Here is a 19,698-nt window from a genome sequence, read left to right as displayed (position 1 = left end):
GAGACGGGGAGCCGACGCCGCGAGGCGGAGCAGGCTACTTGACGGTGAGGATCTTGGACCGGTCGAGGGTGAGGGCGACGGCGACCACGATGATCGCGCCGTAGAGGATCTGCTCGTACGCCGACGGGACCCCGACGATGGGGAGGCCGACGCGGAGCAGGGTGACGACGAGCGCACCGGCCAGCGTCCGCCAGAGGCTGCCGTGGCCGCCGGTGATCGCCGTGCCGCCCACGACGATCGCCGCGACGGCGGGCAGGAGCAGGTTGTCGGCCATCGTCGGGCTGCCGCTGTAGTTGCGCGAGACCAGCATGACGGCCGCGAGGCCGGCGCACGCGCCCGAGGCGCAGAACGCGCCGATCTTGACGCGGTCGACCGGGACCCCGGCGAGCCGGGCGGCCGACTCGGAGTACCCGGTCGCCGTGACGTAGCTGCCGAGCGGGGTCAGGCGGACCACCAGGGCGATCGCCGCGATCACGACGACGGCGACCAGCACCGCCATCGGGACGCGTCCCGCGACGTAGAGGTTGAGCCAGGCCAGGGGCCGGTCGTCGACGACGGGGATCGGGCCCGCGTTCGAGATGACCAGTCCGACGGCCGCGAGGATGCTCATCCCGCCGAGCGTGACGATGAACGAGGGGATGCGCAGCGTCACGTGCAGCACGCCCTGCAGCGCACCGATCGCGCCGGCGACCGCCACGACGGCGAGGATGCTCGCGCCCCCGAGGATCGGCAGCCACATCGCGAGCAGCACGGAGGAGAACGAGGCCAGGGCCGCGATCGACAGGTCGATGCCCCCGCACAGCACCACGAGGGTGGCGCCGGCGGCGAGGACCGCCAGCGGCGCCGCCGTGTTGACGGCCGCCACCAGGCTGCGCTCGGTCAGGAATCCCGGGTCGGCGATCGCGAGCGCGACGACGAGCGTCACCAGGGCGATCACCGGCATCAGCGAGGTGAGGCGTGCCGCCGCCGTCGGGCCGCGCCGGATCACCGCCTCCGGGGCGGGCTTCGTCAGGACGGGGGTGCTCACACCATCTCCTTCACGAGGTCGAGCGGGGTCGGTTTGCCGCCGTTCGGGCAGGCGACCTCGGCGCCGATCCGACCGTCGCTCATGACGACGATCCGGTCGGCCATGCCGATGGCCTCCTCGAGGCTGTCGGCCAGGAGGAGCGTGGCCACGCCGCTGGTGGCGAGCTCCCGCATCAGGCGGTAGACCTCCGAGCGCGCGCCGATGTCCAGGCCGCGCGTCGGGTGGTCCAGGAGCAGCAGGCGGACGTCGCCCGCGACGAGCCACCGCGCGAGCACCACCTTCTGCTGGTTCCCGCCGGAGAGCCGCTGGATCGCGGTGCCGCGGTTCGGCGTGCGGATGGACAGGCGCTCGATCCAGCGGTCGACGACGGACGTCTGCTTCCGCGGCACGACGAGCGGTCCGCTGCAGCGCACCCCCTGCTTGGCGAGCGTCATGTTGTCGGCCACGGACATCGGGCCGACCATGCCCTCGATCTTGCGCTCGGCGGGCACGTACCCGACCCCGGCCGCGCAGGCGGCGCGGGTGCCGGACAGGTCCAGGCGCTCGCCGTCGAGCGTCACCTCGCCCGCCGAGACCTCCTCGGCCCCGAAGAGCGAGCGGCAGACGTCCTCGCGGCCGGAGCCGTGCACGCCGACGATCGAGAGGATCTCGCCCGCGCGGATGTCGAGGTCGACGTCGCGGAACGTCTTCCCGGTGAGGCCGCGGACCACGAGCCGCGGCTCGAGCTCCGCCACGGGCCTGGCGGTGGCCGAGTGGTAGTGGTCGTCCGAACCGGTCGAGCCGATCATCATGCGGTGCAGGTCACCGGGCACGGCGCCGGCGGTGGCGACCTCGCCGACCGACCGGCCGCCGCGGAGCACGGCCACGCGGTCGCACACCTCGAGCACCTCGTCGAGCCGGTGCGAGACGAAGATGACGGACGCGAACTCGCGCAGCCGGCGCACCTGGGTGAAGAGGGTCTCGACCTCCCCGGACTCGAGCACCGAGGTGGGTTCGTCGAGGATGATCACGGGGGCCACGTTCGTGCGCTGCTCGATGCGCAGCACCTTCGCGATCTCGACCATCTGGCGGTCGGCGAAGCTGAGCGTGTCGGTCCGTGCCAGCGGGTCGATGGTCGAGCCGATCTTGTCCAGCTGCTCCTGCGCCAGCGTGCGCAGCGTGCCCCAGCGGTACAGCCCGGTGCGCACGCCGGCGCCCTCGCTGCCGAGCACGATGTTCTCGGCGGCCGTGAGGTTGGGCACGAGCGACTGCTCCTGGAACACCATCCCGATCCCGTGGTTCGCGGCGTCCACGACGCTGCGCAGCTTCACCTTCTGGCCCCGGACGTAGATGTCGCCGGAGTCGGGGCGGACGAGGCCGACGAGCGCCTTGAGGAGCGTCGACTTGCCGGCGCCGTTCTCGCCGGCGAGGCCGAGCACCTCGTGCTGGTGCACGACGAGGTCGACGCCGTCGAGCGCCCTGACGCCGGGGTAGTGCTTGACGAGCCCGCGGATCTCGAGCGCCGGGACCTCGCTCGGGACGGGGGAGGGGGTGGACCTGCTGTCCGTGTCGATGCTCACTTCACCACCTGGTTCCTTCTGCGGAGCGGGAGGACGGCCGCGGCGACCGCGACGACGACGATGAGTCCCTGGACGCCGCCCTGCCAGTACGGGCTGACGCCGATCTGGACGAGGCCGTTGGTGAGGGCCATCGTCAGGAGGACGCCGACGGCGGAGTGCAGCACCCCGCCCCGGCCCCCGGTGAGCAGGGTGCCTCCCACGACGGCCGCCGTGATGGCCGAGAAGTCGAGGCCGGCGCCGGCCTGGACGAGCCCGGCCCCGAGCTGGCTCGTGATCATGACGCCGGCGAGCCCGTAGAAGGCGCCGGCGAGACCGAAGACGGCCACCTTGTACGGTGCCACCCGCACGCCCGAGAGGCTGAGCACCTCCTCGGCGCCACCGATGGCGTACGCGTACCGGCCGAGCCGGGTGTGGCGCTGCAGGGCCCAGCCGAGCAGCACGCACGCCACGGCGATCCACACGAGGTAGCTGAAGCCGAGGAACCGCTCGCGGGCCCAGCTCGTCAGGAGGGGGTCGGTGATGTTGGGCTGCACCCCGGCGAACAGGAGGGTCGCGAGACCCAGCCCGATCGCCGAGACACCGAGCGTCGTCATGAACGACGGCACCTTGAACGAGACCAGCAGCACCCCGCTGAGCGACCCGAGGGCCGCGCCCGCGGCGATCGCGATCACGATGCCCAGCAGGCCGAGGTCGAGACCGTTGCGGTTGTTGGCGACCAGGAGCGAGACCGTCAGGGCCGACGTCGCCATCACGCCCGGGACGGAGAGGTCGATCGATCCGGTCAGCAGGACGAACGTGATCCCGCACGCGACGACGGCGAGCACCGCCGAGGCGTCGAGGATGTTCTGAAGGTTGCCGATGGTCCGGAACTGCGGGCTCAGGATCGAGAACGCGACGACGATGACCACCAGCGCTATCGGCGGCCCGGCGTCCCGGAGCGACACCCCCCGCCGAGGCTGGGGGCGCGCCGCGACGACGTCCACGGCGGGGGGTGCAGAAGTCATGACAGCGGGCCGGCCACGCGGTTGAAGAGGTTGTCGCACTCGAAGTCGGCCGGGTCGGAGGCCGGCTCGACGAAGTCGGCGACGTTGTCCGCCGTGATGAGGAACTGCTCGGCGAAGAAGGCGCGGTCGGCGTCCTCGACGTCGTCCATGCTCAGCTCGCCGGTCGCGACGCAGTAGCCCATGGCCAGGCCGATGGCGCCCTGCCACGGCCCGTCGCTCGAGACCGTCGCGGTCATCGACCCGTCCTCGATCGCGGTGAGCGCGTCGGGGACGGCGTCGATCCCGACGACGGCGACCTTGCCCGCCAGGCCCGCCTGCTGCACGGCCTCGAGCGCTCCGAGCGCCATGTCGTCGTTCGCCGCCCAGATGCCGGTCACGGCGTCGCCGTGCTTGGTGAGCAGCGTCTTGGTGACGGTCAGCGCCTCGGCGCGGGAGAAGTTCGCCGTCTGCTGGTCGAGGAGCTCGACGTCGGGGTGCTCGGCGAGGGACGCCTCGAGGCCCGCGTAGCGGTCCTTGGCGGCCGCGGTGTCGAGCACGCCCTGCAGCGCGATGATGCCGCCGGAGTCGCCGATCGCCTCCGCGAGCGCGTCGCCGATCTGCTTGCCGGACTCCACGCCGTCGTAGGTGATGTGGCTGATCCAGCGCTCGTGGTCCAGCGGGCTGAGCTCGGCCGGCTTGTTCCACTGGGTGACGAGGAAGGCACCGGCCTCGTCGGCGCCCTTGACGATCGGCGTGGTGTCGGAGTCGCCGTTGGGCAGGACGTTGAGCACGAGGCACGTGGTGTCGCCCGCGAGGAGCTGACGGATCTGCTCCTGCTGCTTGGTCGAGTCGCCGTCGTAGGTCAGGCGCTGCTGGGTCAGGCCGACGGACTCGGCGAACGCGTCGCCGCCGTCGAGCCACGACGCCTCGTAGGGGTTGGACTCGTTGCGGACCTGACCGACGAGCTGGACGTCGGCGGGGTCGCAGGCCTCGGAGCCGGCCGCGGCCTCGCTGGTCTCACCGGTGGCGCCGCCGGTCTCGGAGGCCGAGGTCTCGGCGCCGCCGCCGGTGGGTTCCTCGGTGCAGGCCGTGAGGGAGAGGGCTGCCAGCGAGAGGCTGAGCAGCGCGATCGTGGGACGGGACGTGATCATCGTTGATCCTTCTGTCGGGTGCTGCGGACTGGGGGAGAAGAGGTCGGTGGGTCGGTGGGTCAGCGGGCCAGCCAGCCGCCGTCGACCACGAGCACGTGCCCGTTGACGTAGTCGGCGGCGGAGGAGCTGAGGAAGACGGCGGCGCCGGAGACGTCCTGCGGGGTGCCCCAGCGGCCGGCGGGGATCCGCTCGAGGATCGAGCGCGAGCGCTCGGGGTCCTCGCGCAGCGGGGCGGTGTTGTCCGTGGCCATGTAGCCGGGGGCGATCGCGTTGACCTGGACGCCGTGGGGGCCCCACTCGTTGGCGAGCGCCTTGGTGATCCCGGCGACGCCGTGCTTGGCGGCCGTGTACGAGGCGACGCGCAGGCCGCCCTGGAAGGACAGCAGGCTCGCGATGCTGACGATCTTGCCGTGGCCGCGCTCGACCATCGGGCGCCCGAGCTGCTGGCACAGGAAGAACAGGCCGGTGAGGTTGACGTCGAGCACGCGGTGCCAGTCGGCCGAGCCGACCTCGGCCGAGTCCGCGCGGTCGATGATCCCCGCGTTGTTGACGAGGATGTCGACCTGGTGGTTCTCCAGGGTGCGGGCGCTGACCCGCTCGACGGCGTCGAGGTCGGACACGTCCAGCTCCAGCACCTCGACGTCGCGACCGAGGTCGGCGACCAGGGCGCGGGTCTCGTGCTGGCTGCCGGGTCGGCCGACGAGCACGAGGTCGGCGCCGGCCCGGGCGAGGCCGAGCGCCACCCCCTGGCCGAGGCCCCGCCCCGACCCGGTGATCAGCGCGGTGCGGCCGTGCAGGTCGAACGGGGAGCGCGGCTCGGCGTCGGGGGAGGAGTCGAGGGTCGCCGTCGGCGCGCCCGTCGTCACAGCTCCTCCACCGCGACCGGTGCGAGGTCGGTGTAGGTCGTGTTCTCGCCGGCCATCGCCCACACGAACGCGTACGACCCGGTTCCCGCCCCGCTGTGGACCGACCACGGCGGGGAGATGACGGCCTGGCGATCGGCCACGACGAGGTGACGCGTGGCGCCCGGGCGTCCCATCACGTGCAGCACGCGGTCGTCCGCGGCCAGGTCGAGGTAGAGGTAGACCTCCGTGCGCCGGTCGTGCAGGTGCGGCGGGAAGGTGTTCCAGACGGAGCCGGGGGCGATGACCGTCATGCCGATCTGGAGCGCGGCCGACTGCACCTCCTGGCCCCAGACGTACCGGTAGAGGCGGCGCTCGTTGGCCGCCTCCGGCGAGCCGAGGTCGACCGGGGTGACCGAGGCGCGGGGGATCAGCGTCGTCGGGAACGTCGCGTGGGCCGGCGCCGAGACGAGGTAGAAGGCGGCGCCGGTGCCGGAGAAGGTGACGTCGCTGCCGCGGCCCACGAACAGGCCGTCCAGGTGCTCGAGGCGGTACGGCTCGCCGTCGACCACCACCTCGCCGGGACCGCCGACGTTGACGACACCGAGCTCGCGGCGGGCGAGGTGGGTCTCGACACCGAGAACCTTCGGCCAGGACGGGAGGGCGAGCTCGCCGGCGGCGGGCACCGCGCCCGCGACGAGGAGGCGGTCGTCGTGCGTGTAGACGCCGTTGACCTCGCCGTCGCGGAAGAGGTCCTCCACGAGGTAGGCCTCGCGCAGCTGCGTGGTCGTGGCCGTCTCGGCGGTGGATGGGGACGTCGAATAGCGAACCTGAAGCACTCGTCACTCCTTCGTGAACCGTGTTCGTGTGTGTGAACGGAAACGTACGCGCGACGGGACGATCGGTCAAGGAGGAGAAGTCAGTTCATGGATGTGAACACACGGGTTCACATACGTGGATGCCGGCGGTACGATGGGCTCGACAGTCCTGCGGGATCGAGGGGGCGCACAGAGAGGCGGCGGCGATGCCGGACGTGACCACGAACGGGGCCGTGAAGTCGGCGGCGCGAGCGCTCGAGCTCCTCGACGACATCGCCGCCCACGGTCCGGGCACGCAGCTGCAGCTCTCCACGCGGCTGGGCATCCCCAAGAGCAGCCTGCACGCGCTCCTGCGCACGATGACCGAGCGCGGGTGGCTGCAGACCGATCCGACCGGCAGCGTCTACCAGCTCGGGATCCACTCCCTGGTGGTCAGCTCGGCCTACCTCGCGGGGGACCCGGTCCTCGCGCGGATGGCGCCGTTCATGGACGAGATCGCCGCCGCGACGCGCGAGACGGTCAACCTCGGCCGACTCGAGGGAGTCGACGTCATCTACACGGCCAAGCGCGAGTCACCCCAGCCGCTGCGCATGATGTCGGCGGTGGGCCGGCGGCTGCCCGCGTACTCCACGGCGCTGGGTCGAGCGGTCCTGGCGGAGCTCCCCGTCGACGAGCGGGCCGGCCGGGTGCCCGACGCCATCCCGGCCATGACCGCCCGCACCACCACGGACAGGGGACGCCTGCTCGAGATCATCGAGGAGGGCGCCCGGCTGGGGTACTCCGTCGAGAGCGACGAGTCCTGCATCGGGGTGCGCTGCTTCGGGGTCGCGCTGCCGTTCGGCCGCCCGGCGGTCGACGGACTGAGCGTGGCCGTGCCGATGAACCGGCTGGACGGCGGTCGCGAGGACTACATCATCGAGACGCTGCTGAGCATCAAGTCCCGGCTGTCCCTCGCGCACGAGCACAGCGTCGCGCGCTGACGCGTCACGCGTCGGGGTTCGTCACGCGTCGGGGTTGGTGGCGGTGCCGTCGAGCCAGAGCGTGTCCGAGGCGTCACGGTGAACGCCGGTGGTCCCGACGTGCCTGCTGTCGATCTGCGGACCCTTGGTGATCACGTGGACCATCGCCATGCCGTGCCCGCGGCCGAGGTCGTAGTCCTCCTTGAGCCAGGCGAGGATCGGCCCGGCCTTGGTGCCAGGGGCGTCGAAGCCCTTCTCGGCCGCGAGCGCCACGAGCTGGCGGGGGGTGAGGCCGGTCTTCTTCTCGACCGCGTCGAGGTACGCCTGGAAGGACATGGGCGGGATCCTGCCACGGCCGGTTCCCGGGCGACAGCGCCCCGCCGGGTGGTGAGACGCCTCACCGGGGCTGGCCCGCCGCCGTCGGGCGTGAGAACCTCGAGCTGCGCACGGACGCGCGAGCGGACGAGGGAGCTGTACCCGCCCAGACAAGACGGCCAGGAAGGCTCTGTCGTGTCCGCACTCTCCACCCTCGAGGCGCACTGGCCCGTGCTGGTCGTCTCCGGGATCCTCGAGGCCGTCTGGGCCGCCGCTCTCGCCGCCTCGGACAGGTTCCGCCGGCTCGTTCCCACGGTCGTCTTCGTCGTCGCGCTCGCCGCGTCGATGGCCGGTCTCGCCTACGCGATGACCGCCATCCCCACCGGGACGGCCTACGCCGTCTGGGTGGGCATCGGTGCGCTGCTCGCCGTCGTCTGGAGCATGGTCTCCGGTGCCGAGAAGGTCACCCGCGTGCGGGTGCTGCTGCTCCTCGGCCTGGTGCTGTGCGTCGTCGGCCTCAAGGTGGTGGCCTAGCCATGACCAGCCGCAACGCGTGGATCGTGCTCCTGCTCAGCGCCGTGCTCGAGGCCGTCTGGGCGACCGCCCTCGGCCTGTCCGACGGCTTCTCCGTCCCGACGGCGACGCTCGTCTTCGCCGTCGCCCTCACGTTCTCGATGGTGGGCCTCGCGCTCGCCATGCGCGCCATCCCGATGGGCACCGCGTACGCCGTCTGGGTCGGGGTGGGGGCCGCGCTGACCGTCGGGTGGGCGATGCTCACCGGGACCGAGTCGGCCTCACCGCTCAAGGTCGCCTTCCTGGTCGGCATCGTCGGGTGCGTGATCGGGCTCAAGCTCGCGACGCCGCACGAGAAGCCGGGCAGGGAGCCGGGCGAGACCCCGATCGACGCGCGGGCCTGACGGCGGAGGCCGCGTCGTCGCAGGTCAGGGCGATGCGCCTTGAATGTTGCCTGAGGGTCGCGATCGGCGTCGGGACGCCGTCCGCGGCGGCTCCCCGCCGGGGGTGACACGCGAGAAACGGCGTGTTTGTGCGGAAAGTTGGTCGGAAGCGCGTAGTGTCTCCCACCGACAGCGCGCACACTGCGCGCGACGAACGAAGGGGAAACCTGTGACCGTCAACCGCACCGACCTCGTTGCTGCCATCGCCGAGAAGGCCTCGCTGACCAAGAAGCAGGCCGACGACGCACTCGCCGCCTTCCAGGAGGTCCTCATCGAGAACCTCGGCAAGGGCGAGGCCGTCAAGGTGACCGGCCTGCTCTCGGCCGAGCGCGTCGAGCGCGCCGCCCGCACGGGCCGCAACCCGCGCACCGGCGAGGAGATCTCCATCCCCGCCGGCTACGGCGTGAAGCTCTCGGCCGGCAGCACGCTCAAGGCCGCCGTCGGCAAGTGACCCCGTCAGGGCGCGGACGCTGATCCGCCGCCCGAGGGTCCGAAGGGACGGGAACCGCCATCGGCGGGTCCCGTCCCTTCGTCGTTCCCGACTACCGATCTCCGTCGCGCGGAGGATCCGCCGACGCGTTCCGGGTGTCAGGGTGGAGGCATGGTCGACGCCGTCACCCCTCCCGCCGCCCCCGGTCAACCGAGCCAGCCCGTCCCCGCCCAGCCCGGACAGCCCGTCCCCGCGCTGCGCACCTGGGGCCTGTTCAAACGCTTCGGGCCCAAGGTCGCGGTGCAGCAGTTCGAGCTCGTGATCCCCGCCGGGTCCTACTTCGGGATCGTCGGGCCGAACGGCGCCGGCAAGACCACCACGCTGAGCATGGCCACGGGCCTGCTCACCCCCGACACGGGCACCGCGTTCGTGCACGGCGTCGACGTCTGGAAGGACCCGCACGCGGCCAAGCGCCAGCTCGGCGTCCTGCCCGACGGCTTCCGGCTGTTCGACCGGCTCACGGGCGCCGAGCTCGTCACGTACGCCGGCCTGCTGCGCGGGATGGACCCCGCCGTGGTCAAGCAGCGCACCGACGACCTGCTCCAGGTCCTCGGTCTCGCGGAGGAGGCGGGCAAGCTCGTCGCCGACTACTCGGCCGGCATGACGAAGAAGATCGGACTGGCCACCGCGATGGTGCACGCGCCGAGCGTGCTCGTGCTCGACGAGCCGTTCGAGTCGGTCGATCCGGTCTCCGCCTCGCACATCCGCGGGTTGCTGAGCGACTTCGTCGCCAACGGCGGCACGGTCGTGCTCTCGAGCCACGTGATGGAGCTCGTGGAGCGCCTGTGCACCCACGTCGCGGTGATGAACGCCGGCGCGCTGGTGGCCTCGGGCACGATCGCCGAGGTCGGCGGTGGCAACCTCGAGCACCGCTTCGCGGAGCTCGTCGGCGCGACCGAGGTGACGGGAGGTCTGCCGTGGTTGCGACCCTCGCACGACTGAGACTCACCCTCCTGCGCAACACCCTGCTGCGCGAGAAGTGGCGCATCGTCCTGCTCGCCCTCGGGGTGCTCTACGGGCTGGGGCTGCTGGCGCTCGGGGTCACCGCGATGGCTGCCCTCAACGCCGTCGACGACGAGATCCGCACCACGGCGCTCGTGCTGGGCGGATCGCTGATGGTGCTGGGGTGGACCGTCGTCCCGGTCCTGGCGTTCGGGCTCGACAGCACGCTCGACCCGCAGCGGTTCGCGGTCTACCTCTCGCCGAGCCGACAGTTCGCCGTCGGTCTGCTCATCGCCGGGGCGGTGTCGATCCCCGGGATCGTCACGGTCCTGCTGTCCCTCGGCTCGGCGTTCGCCTGGCTCAGCACCGCCGGGGCGGTCACCTCGATCGTCACGGTGCTCGTCGCGCTGCTGTGCGGGTTCCTCGGCGCCGTCATGTGCTTCCTGCTCGCCCGCATCACGACGACGGCGGCGTCCGGCGCCATGCGCGGACGGCGGGCCGAGACGTGGCCGGCATGGTGGCGATGGTCCTCGTCCTCGTCCTCTCCCTCACGCCGTCCTTCCTCGGTGGTCAGGACTGGTCCGGGTTCTCCTTCCACGCGATCGCCGCCGTCGCGGCGTGGACACCGTTCGGGGCGCCGTGGGCGATCCCCGCCGACGTCGCGTCGGGGGCCTGGGGCCTCGCGGCGGCGCGGCTCGCGATCGTGGCGGTCGTGATCGCCGTCGGGCTGCCGCTGTACCGCCGGCTGCTGGACCGCGCCATGACGACGGTCGGGTCCGACGGCGGCTCCAGCACCTCGCGCAGCACGCGGCTGCCGATCGTCGCCCGCCTCGTGGGGCGCGGCGTGAGCCCGGGGGCCGCCGCCGTCGCCGGTCGCTCGCTGCGCTACTGGCGAGGCGATCCGCGCTACCTGGTGCAGGCGTTCTCGCTGATCTTCCTGCCCGTGGTCCCGATCGTCATGGCGGTGCTGATCTCCAACCAGGAGACCGGCGTCGACCGGGCGACCGCCGTCTCCTGGGCCGTGCTCGCCGTCGCCCCGCTGATGGCGTGGGTCGGCGCGTGGGCCGTGCACGACGACGTCGCCTACGACTCGACGGCGTTCTGGCTCCACGTGGCCGCCGACGTGCGGGGGATCGACGACCGCTGGGGCCGGGCGCTCGGCGTCCTGCTCTGGCTGGTGCCCGTCACCGTGGTGCTGGCGATCGCGACGCCGGCGCTGGGCGGTCGGGCGGCCCTCGTCCCGGCGGTGCTCGGACTGACCCTCGCGCTGCTCGGGGCCGGGACCGGGGTCTCGGGAGTGTTCAGCGCGGCCGTGCCGTACCCGGCGCCGCCGCCCGGGACCAACCCGATGTCCAACCAGACGGGCGCGATGGGAGCGACGTTCGTGGCCCAGCTGGGGTCGTTCGTGGTGCTGGGCGTCGTGGTGATCCCGACGGCGCTGACCCTGATCCCGGTGTTCGCCGTCGGTGCCGCGTGGGGCTGGCTGACCCTGGTCGTCGGCCTAGCCACGGGCGTCGCCGCGGCCGTCGTCGGCCTGCGGTGGGGCGGTCGGATCCTGGACCGTCGCCGTGTGGTGATGCTCACGACGATCCGGTCCTGGCCGAAGCACTGACGCCGATCCGGCCCTGGCGGGGTGCGTCGGGGCCCGGGTCGTGTCGGTGGGGGCACGTACACTCGGAGGCATGAGCGAGCCCCTTCCCCCCAGCGCCCCCGACGCTCCGTCGGGGCCTGGTACCCAGGGCTCCACCAGCACCCTCGAGCGCCACGAGACCCGGCGCCAGACCCAGCCGGGCGACAACGAGCGCTACGCGCACTACGTGCCCAAGGACCGCATCCTCGCCTCGGCCATGTCGGGCGAGCCCGTGATCGCCCTCTGCGGCAAGATCTGGCTCCCGACGCGCGACCCCAGCCGGTTCCCGGTGTGCCCCGCCTGCAAGGAGATCTACGCGGGCATGCACGGGGGATCGGGCGACTCCGGCGGTTCTGACGGCTCGGGTGGTTCCGGGTCCGGCGGACAGGACGCGTGAGCGCGCTCCGGCGCGCGGGTGACGAAGGCGGTGCAGCGTCGCACCAGGCCGAGCCCGACCTCTTCGACGCCCTCCGCCCCGCCGCACCACCTCTCCCCAGCACCCCGTCGCCGTCGGCGGCCGAGCACCTCTCCCCGGCCTTCCCGGCGCGCGCCGCGTGGGGGACCGCGGGCAACCTGCGGGCCTGGCAGGCCGCCGCGCTGGAGGCGTACGGCGAGCGGAACCCGCGCGACTTCCTCGCCGTCGCCACCCCGGGCGCCGGCAAGACGACCTTCGCGCTCCGCGTGGCCACCGAGCTGCTCGCGCGCAAGATCGTCACGCGCATCGCCGTCGTCGCGCCGACCGAGCACCTCAAGACCCAGTGGGCCGACGCGGCCGCCCGCGTCGGCATCGCGATCGACCCGACCTTCCGCAACGCGCAGCAGCGGCACGGCTCGCACTTCAACGGCGTGGCGTTGACGTACGCCCAGGTGGCGGCCAACCCGGAGCTCCACCACGCCCGTACCAGGTCCGCCCCGACGCTCGTGATCCTGGACGAGGTGCACCACGCCGGCGACGCTCTGAGCTGGGGCGACGGCGTCCGGTACGCCTTCGAGCCCGCGGCGCGGCGGCTGTCGCTGACCGGGACCCCGTTCCGCTCCGACACGGCGCCGATCCCGTTCATCAGCTACGAGCCCGACTCCGACGGCGTGCGCCGCTCGAGCGCGGACTACACGTACGGCTACGGCGACGCGCTGCGCGACGGCGTCGTGCGTCCCGTGATGTTCCTCGCCTACTCCGGCCAGATGCGGTGGCGCACCAGCGCCGGCGACGAGGTCAGCGCCCGCCTGGGTGAGCCCCTGACGAAGGACATGATCGGCCAGGCCTGGCGCACCGCGCTGGCGCCCGACGGCGAGTGGATCCCCGCGGTCCTGCGGGCCGCGGACACCCGCCTGTCGGAGGTGCGCCGCTCGGTGCCCGACGCCGGTGGCCTCGTCATCGCGACGGACCAGACCGTGGCGCGCGCCTACGCCGCCCAGCTGCGCGCGATCACGGGGGAACCCGCCGTCGTCGTGCTGTCGGACGACGACGGGGCCTCGAGCCGCATCGAGGAGTACGCCCAGGGGCGCCAGCGCTGGATGGTCGCCGTCCGCATGGTGTCCGAGGGCGTGGACGTGCCGCGGCTGTCGGTGGGCGTCTACGCGACGGCCACGGCGACGCCGCTGTTCTTCGCCCAGGCCGTCGGCCGGTTCGTGCGGGCCCGACGCCGCGGTGAGACCGCGTCGGTCTTCCTGCCCAGCGTGCCCGTGCTGCTCGGCCTGGCCGGCGAGCTCGAGGTCGAGCGCGACCACGCGCTGGACCGCCCGAGCAAGGAGGTCGGGCCCGACGGCGAGATGCTCGACGACGCCGCGCTCGCCGAGGCCAACCGCGAGGAGAAGGCGTCCAGCGACCTCGACGGCCCCGGCTTCCAGGCGCTCGAGGCTCAGGCCTCCTTCGACCACGTCCTGTTCGACGGCGGCCAGTTCGGCACCGGCGGCGACATCGGCGGCGAGGTCGAGTCCGACTTCCTCGCGATCCCCGGTCTCATGGAGACGGACGAGATGGCCTCGGCGCTGCGCGCCCGGCAGGCGTCCCACATGCGTTCCGGTCACGGACGTGCGGGGGAGGCCACCGGCGCGGTGGGCGTGGCCGAGGCGGCGCCCGACGTCGTCGACCACCGCGAGCTCACGCGGCTGCGCAAGGAGCTCAACCAGCTCGTCTCGGCGTGGGCCCGCCGGTCCAGCACGCCGCACGGCGTCGTGCACTCGCGGCTGCGCCAGCACTCGGGCGGGCCCGAGGTGCCGCTCGCGAACGCGGAGCAGCTCCGCTCGCGCATCGCGCAGGTGCGCAACTGGTTCGTCGGGAAGTCCTAGGCCCGGTCGGCTCGGCCCGCCCCGGTGCTCGCCCGGCCCACACGCCACCCCACACCGCTGCTGCGGTGGTTGCGGATGGGTCACCCTCATCCGCAACGACCGCAGCACCCGTCCGGGTGGGGCTGGTCGGGTCTCCCGGGAGCCCGGCCTACTGCTGGGCGATCAGGAGCTCCTCCCACGCGCGGTGCGCGGGGACGGGGTGGTGCCCGGTCAGGGTGATCAGCACGAGGGCGCGGCCCTCGGCGTCGAACAGCTCGACGGCGGACGTCGGACCGTGCGGGCCCTGCGCCGTCGTGACCCACATCCGGTGCACCGACGTGCTGGAGACGGCGAGGACGGCCCCGCCCGAGCGCAGCCGGAGCGTGCGGCCGGCGTGCCCGATCGCCTCGACTCGACCGGTGTGCGACTGCTGGATCCCCGAGGTCACCGTGAACGTGGGGCGCAGACCCAGCTCGGCCACGCCCGCCACGACGGCCTCGAGCCGCTGCGGGTCGACGGGGCGGGCGTGGCCGCCGTCGTGCCCCAGCAGCGTGCGCAGGCGCGCGCCGCCGGCGTCGGTGAGGTGGGAGTCGACGAGATCGATCTGGTCGTCCAGCCCGGGGCGGGCGAGGACGGGGGTGGGGGGCGCGACGGCGGTGGCGTCGGCCGTCCCGGCGGTCGGCGGGCCGACCGAGTCGAGCAGCCGGAGGTCCTCGGGCGCGGCCAGGCGGGCCTGGTGAACGCGGCGCCCACCGCCGTCGAACAGGTCCACGGAGGCGGCGACGGGCTGGGAGAGGTGGACCGACGGGCGTGGTTCGACGCGCAACGCTGTCGTCACGGTGCCCGGCAGGTACCGCAGCGTCACACCGGGCTGGGCGAGCGCCCCGCCGACGGTGCTCGGGGCGCCGTACCGACCGGTCGCGGCCAGCGCAGCACCGTGACCGCTGGTGATCGCCGTCGCGCCCTCGAGCAGCTGCAGGTGGTCGCACAGCGCCGCCACGTCGGTCGCAAGGGGGCTCAGGCCGCCGGGGGAGAGGTCCTCGAGGAGCTGGAGGTCGCTGAAACCACGGCGCCCGCACGAGGGGGCGAGTCCGCCCCCGCACCCACAGCTGTCCGCCACGTCCACTCCCGCGCTCGATGTCCGGGCGCCACCGCGGCGCCCGGACGAGTCTAACGCGTGAGGTTAGCCATGCCTTACCGCCGTTCGAATGGTGGGCGGGAGGCGTCAGACCGTGATGATCTCGGTCGGGATCGCGGCGTCGCCCGCCGACAGGCGCCAGGCCGCCCGAGGCAGCTCGAGGCGCGACGCGGCGTGCCGCTCCGCGGCGCGGCGCACGCCCTCGGCACCGGTGTACGTCGGGTCCACGACGCCGTCCACGACGAGCGGGACGTGCAGCGGCCGGAGCTCGTCGACCTCGGCGATCTGGTGCAGCGCGGGGACGTCGGAGTCGGGGGAGAGGACCACGACCTCCTCCGTCGCCAGGCCGTGCTCGATCCGGCGTCCGGCGACCTTGTGCCCGCCGACGCTCGACTTCCCGCCCGCCGACGCCTTGGCGACGGCGTGCATGTGGCCGTCGCTCCCCTCGCGCAGCACGAGCTTGTAGACCATGCCGCACGTCGGGGCGCCCGAGCCGGTGACGACCGAGGTGCCGACGCCGTAGGAGTCGACGGGGGCGACGGCGAGCGCCGCGATCGCGTACTCGTCCAGGTCCGAGGACACGACGATCCTCGTGCCCGTCGCGCCGAGGCCGTCGAGCTGCTCGCGCACCTCGCGGGCCACCGTGAGCAGGTCGCCCGAGTCGAGGCGTACGGCGCCGAGCGCGGTCCCGGCGGCGTCGACCGCGGTGATGACGCCCTGCTCGACGTCGTAGGTGTCCACCAGCAGGGTCGTCCCGGGCCCTGCGGAGGCGACCTGCGAGACGAAGGCCGAGCGCTCGTCGTCGTGCAGCAGCGTGAACGCGTGCGCGGCCGTGCCGATGGTCCGCAGGCCGTAGCGGCGGCCGGCCTCGAGGTTGGAGGTCGCGGAGAAGCCGGCGACGGCGGTCGCGCGGGCGGCGGCGACGGCCGCGGCCTCGTGGGCGCGGCGCGATCCCATCTCCAGGCACGGCCGGTCCCCGGCGGCTGACGTCATCCGGGACGCGGCGGCCGCGACGGCGGAGTCGTAGTTGAGGATCGACAGGATCAGGGTCTCGAGGATGACCCCGTCGGCGAACGTGGCGTCGACCACGAGCAGGGGGGAGCCGGGGAAGTACAGCTCGCCCTCGGCGTAGCCGGTGATGCTGCCGCGGAAGCGGTAGTCGGCCAGGTAGGCGAGGGTCTGCTCGCTGACGACGGACTGCTCGCGCAGCCAGTCGAGCTCCTGCTCCCCGAAGCGGAAGTCGGCGATGGCCTCGAGCAGCCGGCCCGTGCCGGCCAGCACGCCGTAGCGCCGACCCGTCGGGAGGCGGCGGGCGAACACCTCGAAGACGCAGCGGCGGTCGGCGGTGCCGTCGGCGAGCGCCGCGTCGATCATCGTGAGCTCGTAGCGGTCGGTGAGCAGAGCGGTGCTCGCGCTGGTGGTCATGGCTGGCAACGATATCCGGCAGCCGCCGGGGGTGTCGGGACGGGTTCGGTCCCGGGGGCGGGAGCGGACTCAGCCCTGGCGGAAGCTCACGCCCTGGCCGCCGCGGGGGTAGGTCCAGCGCAGGCCCTCCTCGACGACGGCGAGGCACGCGCCGCACTCGAGGCAGGCCGCGTCGTCGGCCACGACGTCCTCCCCGTGCTCGCGGTAGACGCCGGCCGGGCAGACGGCGATGACGGCGCGGGCGGCCGGGCTGCCTGCCCGCAGCTGCGAGGGGTCGATGTGACGGATCGTGTCGGTGACGAACCGCGTGGTGCCCAGGCGGGCGGAGACCGGTGGCCGGGTCACAGCGACCTCACCGCCGCCCACGCGTCCTGCGCCCACGTCGTCGGGGACGCGTCGGAGCGGCGCAGCGCGTCCCTCACGAGGGTGCGCACCGGGCGGCGCGGGGCGCCGTCGAGCGTGTAGGCGGCGCGCAGCACGTCCGCCGCCGTCCGGCCCCACGGCCCGTACGGGCCGCGGCGCGAGAAGAACGCCGGGGCGCGCTCGTACGTGCGCAGGTCGGCCATCGCCGTCGTCGCCTCCAGCGCGGTGCGGTAGCGCTCGAGCCCGGTCCGGGTGACGTCGCCGGCCTCGATCGCGTCGGCGACGGCGTCGCCCGCCGCGATCCCGGACGCCACCGCGAGGTCCATGCCGCGCAGCACGAGGCCGGAGTTGATCGTCAGGCCGGCGGCGTCGCCGGTGAGCACGAGGCCGTCATGGACCACCTCGCCGACCATCGCCAGGCCGCCCTCGGCCACGAGGTGCGAGCCGTACTCCACGGCCTCGGCGCCGGCCAGGTAGCGGCGCAGGCCCGGGTGGGCGAGGAAGCGCTCGAAGAGCTCGTGGGCGGTCCGGCCCGACCTCACGAGGTCGTCCAGCCGCAGCACGAGCCCGACCGAGAGCGAGTCGCGGTTGGTGTAGACGAAGCCGCCGCCGGCGACCCCCGCCGTCGCGTCGCCGACCACGGCGTGCGCGGCGCCACCCGCGTCGTCGACACCGAACCGGTCGGCGATCCGGCCCGGCTCCATCGCGAGGACCGCCTTGACCCCGACGGCGAGGTGGTGCGCGGGCGGTTTGGGGCGCAGTCCGGCGTCGCGCGCGAGGAAGGAGTTCACGCCGTCGGCCGCGACCACCACGCGGGAGCGCAGCACCTCCTCGCCCGCCCGGACGCCGACGACGGCGCCGCCCGCGTCCCGCTCGAGGGCGTCGACCTTCACGCCGGGCATGAGGAAGGCCCCGGCCTCCTCCGCGCGGGCGGCGAGCCACGGGTCGAGGCGGGCGCGCAGGACGGTGACGGCGTTGGGGGCGGCGGTGTCGGCGGTGGCGACGGGCGAGGCGAGGTGGTCGCCCGCGTAGTCGAGGCTGACGGCAGAGTCGGCCTGGAGGAACGTGGTCACGTGGCGGGTGACCGTGCGCTCGACGGGGGCCTGCGCGGCAAAGGTGGGGATCGCCGTCGCGAGCTCGTAGGGGTAGAGGACGCCGCCGGAGAGGTTCTTGGCGCCGGGCGCCTCGCCGCGCTCGATCAGGACGACGGAGAGCCCGCGCTGCGCCAGGCGCAGGGCCGCGAGGCTGCCGGCCGGACCTGCGCCCACGACGACGGCGTCGAAGTCGACGTCGTCGCTGGCCAGGGACATGTCCCCACCCTAGGGCTCGGTGGTTCGACCGGCAGCGTGCCTAGTGCGTGAGGCGGTGGAGGAACGCGGCCATCGCGTCGCGGTTGACCGGATCGAGCGGCCGGAACTGCGTGCCGCCGGGCACCGCCCAGCCGGTGGAGATGCCCTGCGACGCCAGCCAGGCGATCTCGCGGGAGAACTGCGTGGTGGTCTGGACGTCCAGGAAGGTCGAGGTCGCCGGCGGCGGGGTGGTGCCGGGGTTCGCGTACCGGTAGAGGAAGGCGGCCATCGCGTCGCGGGCGACGGGCACCAGGGGGCGGAACTCCTTCACGCCCCCGCCGACGTCCCAGCCGGTGGAGATGCCCCGCTGGGAGAGCCAGACGATCTCCTTGTAGAACTGGTTGGTGGTCGGGACGTCGCGGAACGGCGACCTCGCGGGCAGCGTCACGGGCGGTGAGCCCTGGAGGCGGTAGAGGAAGGCGGCCATCGCGTCGCGCGCCACGGGGGCGAGGGGCCGGTACTCGTGGGCGCCCTCGGACACCTCGTAGCCCGTGGAGACCCGGGCCATCGCCAGCCAGCCGATCTCGGTGAAGAACTGCGTGCCCTGCGGGACGTCGCGGAAGACCGTCGTCTCGGTCGGGGCGGTGTTCAGCGTGAACGGGAGCGGCTTCTTGTCGGGGTCGGCCGCCCCGCCGGAGGAGTACCAGTAGGAGCTGAGGCCGGTGGCGACCTGGAAGTCGACGAACTCCTGGGGCCAGGAGCCCCAGCCGGCGACCTGCCGGTTCTGCTGGGTCGTCCCCGCGGGGACGGTCACGCGCTCGCCCTCGTAGCGCGGCGTGATCGTCGTCCTCCCGGCCGGGTTGAGCGAGACGCCGGAGAACGTCGCGATCGTGACGTCGGCGACCGGGGCCAGCGGAACCTTCACGGGGTTCGCCATGGTCGAGGCGTACCCCACGAGGTCGGCGACGAGCTCGCCCGTCCCGTTCGCGGCGATCGTCACCTGCGGGTCGACGATCGTGAACGGGACCATCCCGCCGTACATGTTGACGCTGAAGGACCCGGTGAACGTGACGACGGCGCTCCCGTCGTCGGCGATCACCGCGGTTCCGCCGTTGAGGCGGGCGACCTGGCTGGCGCCCGCCACCGGGGCGGTGGCCGCGCGCGTGCTCCACGTCGGCACGCTCACCTGACCGGCGGCCGAGCGGTGGAGCACGAGCGCCGAGCCGCTGCCGACGCGGTAGTCGGCCTGCTCTCCGTTGGAGACCCCGGCGGAGAGGTAGTTGGAGCCGCCGACGGGCGGCGCCTTCTGCACCGCGGCCGATCCCGTCCACTCGAGCTGGACGTTCGTCAGCGTGCGCGGCGCGGCGCTCGCGGCGGGGGCCGCGAGGACGGGAAGGAGCAGGGCGACGGCGGTGACGAGGCTGGTGAGCAGGCGGCGCCGGGGGCGGCGGGCCGGGAGCTCGGGCGTGGCGGGCATGGCGAGCCTTCCGGGGCGGAGGGAGGGGGAGCGCCCGACGGCGACAGCCGCGAGCGTGCAAGGCGA

General features: G+C 73.4%; 20 protein-coding genes. 8 read left to right on the top strand and 12 right to left on the bottom strand.

The window, feature by feature from the left end; genetic code table 11:
- Positions 1-34 precede the first annotated feature (34 nt).
- The 6 genes from C8046_RS05570 to kduI are packed head-to-tail and all read right to left on the bottom strand — an operon-like array spanning position 35 to position 6,401.
- Positions 35-1,027, bottom strand: coding sequence for an ABC transporter permease (locus tag C8046_RS05570; RefSeq protein WP_109228595.1), 993 nt, complete (start codon positions 1,025-1,027; stop codon positions 35-37).
- Positions 1,024-2,586, bottom strand: a complete 1,563-nt coding sequence (locus C8046_RS05565; protein WP_235866139.1) for a sugar ABC transporter ATP-binding protein — start codon at positions 2,584-2,586, stop codon at positions 1,024-1,026. The genes C8046_RS05570 and C8046_RS05565 overlap by 4 nt, the downstream gene beginning before the upstream one ends.
- Entirely contained in the window at positions 2,583-3,590 is a 1,008-nt protein-coding gene (locus C8046_RS05560) for an ABC transporter permease (protein WP_235866137.1), read from the bottom strand. Before C8046_RS05560 ends, C8046_RS05565 begins: the two co-directional genes overlap by 4 nt.
- Entirely contained in the window at positions 3,587-4,720 is a 1,134-nt protein-coding gene (locus C8046_RS05555) for a sugar ABC transporter substrate-binding protein (RefSeq protein ID WP_109228593.1), read from the bottom strand. Before C8046_RS05555 ends, C8046_RS05560 begins: the two co-directional genes overlap by 4 nt.
- Positions 4,721-4,779: 59 nt before the next feature.
- Positions 4,780-5,586, bottom strand: coding sequence for a 2-dehydro-3-deoxy-D-gluconate 5-dehydrogenase KduD (gene kduD, locus C8046_RS05550; RefSeq protein ID WP_109228592.1), 807 nt, complete (start codon positions 5,584-5,586; stop codon positions 4,780-4,782).
- Complete coding sequence (kduI, locus tag C8046_RS05545; protein WP_109228591.1) at positions 5,583-6,401, bottom strand: 5-dehydro-4-deoxy-D-glucuronate isomerase; 819 nt, start codon at positions 6,399-6,401, stop codon at positions 5,583-5,585. The genes kduD and kduI overlap by 4 nt, the downstream gene beginning before the upstream one ends.
- A 185-nt stretch (positions 6,402-6,586) precedes the next feature.
- Here kduI and C8046_RS05540 point away from each other — a divergent pair, with 185 nt between their 5' ends.
- Positions 6,587-7,360, top strand: coding sequence for an IclR family transcriptional regulator (locus C8046_RS05540; protein ID WP_109228590.1), 774 nt, complete (start codon positions 6,587-6,589; stop codon positions 7,358-7,360).
- 21 nt (positions 7,361-7,381) lie between these two features.
- On the opposite strand, the gene C8046_RS05535 is transcribed toward C8046_RS05540, so the two are convergent.
- A complete protein-coding gene (locus C8046_RS05535) occupies positions 7,382-7,675 on the bottom strand; it encodes a DUF4287 domain-containing protein (protein WP_109228589.1) in 294 nt (97 codons plus the stop codon).
- A 174-nt stretch (positions 7,676-7,849) separates the two neighbouring features.
- On the opposite strand from C8046_RS05535, the gene C8046_RS05530 reads away from it, so the two are divergent.
- From C8046_RS05530 to C8046_RS05500, 7 genes are all read left to right on the top strand, one after another.
- On the top strand, positions 7,850-8,188 hold the full coding sequence (locus C8046_RS05530; protein WP_109228588.1) for a DMT family transporter: 339 nt from the start codon (positions 7,850-7,852) through the stop codon (positions 8,186-8,188).
- Positions 8,189-8,190: 2 nt separating this feature from the next.
- Positions 8,191-8,571 (top strand): DMT family transporter, encoded by a 381-nt coding sequence (locus C8046_RS05525; RefSeq protein WP_109228587.1) that lies wholly within the window; start codon positions 8,191-8,193, stop codon positions 8,569-8,571.
- Between the two features lie 208 nt (positions 8,572-8,779).
- The gene (locus C8046_RS05520; RefSeq protein WP_109228586.1) at positions 8,780-9,061 is read left to right on the top strand and encodes an HU family DNA-binding protein; all 282 of its coding nucleotides are present in this window, start codon (positions 8,780-8,782) and stop codon (positions 9,059-9,061) included.
- Between the two features lie 150 nt (positions 9,062-9,211).
- Positions 9,212-10,042 (top strand): ABC transporter ATP-binding protein, encoded by an 831-nt coding sequence (locus tag C8046_RS05515; protein ID WP_109228585.1) that lies wholly within the window; start codon positions 9,212-9,214, stop codon positions 10,040-10,042.
- 514 nt (positions 10,043-10,556) lie between these two features.
- Positions 10,557-11,654 (top strand): hypothetical protein, encoded by a 1,098-nt coding sequence (locus tag C8046_RS05510; protein WP_158277135.1) that lies wholly within the window; start codon positions 10,557-10,559, stop codon positions 11,652-11,654.
- A gap of 70 nt (positions 11,655-11,724) precedes the next feature.
- The gene (locus C8046_RS05505) at positions 11,725-12,069 is read left to right on the top strand and encodes a DUF3039 domain-containing protein (protein WP_109228583.1); all 345 of its coding nucleotides are present in this window, start codon (positions 11,725-11,727) and stop codon (positions 12,067-12,069) included.
- Complete coding sequence (locus C8046_RS05500; RefSeq protein ID WP_109228582.1) at positions 12,066-13,961, top strand: DEAD/DEAH box helicase; 1,896 nt, start codon at positions 12,066-12,068, stop codon at positions 13,959-13,961. The genes C8046_RS05505 and C8046_RS05500 overlap by 4 nt, the downstream gene beginning before the upstream one ends.
- Positions 13,962-14,109: 148 nt before the next feature.
- Here the strand turns inward: C8046_RS05500 and C8046_RS05495 are convergent, their stop codons facing one another.
- From C8046_RS05495 to C8046_RS05475, 5 genes are all read right to left on the bottom strand, one after another.
- Positions 14,110-15,060, bottom strand: a complete 951-nt coding sequence (locus C8046_RS05495; RefSeq protein ID WP_146197067.1) for a ChuX/HutX family heme-like substrate-binding protein — start codon at positions 15,058-15,060, stop codon at positions 14,110-14,112.
- A gap of 105 nt (positions 15,061-15,165) precedes the next feature.
- Complete coding sequence (locus C8046_RS05490; protein ID WP_109228580.1) at positions 15,166-16,503, bottom strand: nicotinate phosphoribosyltransferase; 1,338 nt, start codon at positions 16,501-16,503, stop codon at positions 15,166-15,168.
- Between the two features lie 69 nt (positions 16,504-16,572).
- On the bottom strand, positions 16,573-16,848 hold the full coding sequence (locus tag C8046_RS05485) for a ferredoxin family protein (protein WP_146197066.1): 276 nt from the start codon (positions 16,846-16,848) through the stop codon (positions 16,573-16,575).
- The gene (locus C8046_RS05480) at positions 16,845-18,176 is read right to left on the bottom strand and encodes an FAD-dependent oxidoreductase (protein ID WP_109228578.1); all 1,332 of its coding nucleotides are present in this window, start codon (positions 18,174-18,176) and stop codon (positions 16,845-16,847) included. Before C8046_RS05480 ends, C8046_RS05485 begins: the two co-directional genes overlap by 4 nt.
- Positions 18,177-18,216: 40 nt before the next feature.
- Positions 18,217-19,632, bottom strand: coding sequence for an S-layer homology domain-containing protein (locus C8046_RS05475; RefSeq protein ID WP_109228577.1), 1,416 nt, complete (start codon positions 19,630-19,632; stop codon positions 18,217-18,219).
- Between the last annotated feature and the right edge of the window lie 66 nt (positions 19,633-19,698).

It is taken from the genome of Serinibacter arcticus (assembly GCF_003121705.1).
GTDB lineage: Bacteria > Actinomycetota > Actinomycetes > Actinomycetales > Beutenbergiaceae > Litorihabitans.
The sequence above is the reverse complement of the archived record's forward strand: the minus strand, read 5'-3'. Positions and strand labels throughout refer to the sequence as shown.